This is a genomic window from Paractinoplanes toevensis (assembly GCF_018332695.1).
Lineage (GTDB): Bacteria > Actinomycetota > Actinomycetes > Mycobacteriales > Micromonosporaceae > Actinoplanes > Actinoplanes toevensis.
Genome location: NZ_BOQN01000285.1, coordinates 1 through 704, shown reverse-complemented (window position 1 = coordinate 704; position 704 = coordinate 1). Strand labels below are relative to the sequence as shown.

The 704-nt window shown below is 70.9% G+C and carries 1 pseudogene; it reads left to right on the top strand.

Going from position 1 to position 704, the window contains the following annotated elements:
* Positions 1-177: 177 nt before the first annotated feature.
* Positions 178-704: pseudogene (locus tag Ato02nite_RS51250) on the top strand (cyclic nucleotide-binding protein); the annotation flags it as partial.

Sequence of the window (704 nt, the reverse complement as noted above, 5' to 3'; positions counted from 1 at the left end):
AGGGGGTTGTCACACCACCCGCCGCACGCTTCTTTTTTGGCATGCCGTTATACCCGAACTTTCCGGACATCCTGGCGCCAATGCCCGCCTAGGACTCGCGCTGGTAACGGATTTCCGCCTAATCTCCAATCCGCTAACGGCTGCGCCCCCCGCTGCCGAGCTGGAGAGGCCGCTCAGGTGACCTACGTCGAGACCCGGATGAATGTCTGGGAAGCCCTGGCCGGGCGGGCTCCGGGTGAGCCCGGCGGCCCCGCCGACCCCGGCCTGTGGGGTGCCGTCGTCGACCGGCTCAATCCCGTGCGGGCGCGTCCCGTGCTGCGGGCCGGCATCGAGGCTGTTCAGCTGAGTTCGGCCCGCGGCGAGGCGTACATCATGTTGCGCTCGCCGGACGGTGGCACCCGCGCCGGATACCTGCGCCTCACTCCCGAGGAGTGGCAGCTCGCCCTGCTGATGGACGGGGAGAACACGGTGGCCCGGCTGGTCGCCGAGTTCGCCCGGATCGCCGGCCGGCTCGCCCCCGACCAGGTCCGCCGGGTGGTGGCCGACCTGGCCGGCAACCGAATGCTCGACGAACTGCCGATGGACGCGTTCCGCCCGGTCGAGGAGTCCCGGCGCAAGCCGCTCCCGGAACGGGTCGGCAACTCGATGCTGGCCGCCGCGCGCGGCCGCCGGATGCTCGTCTTCGACGTCGACGGCCTGGTCAC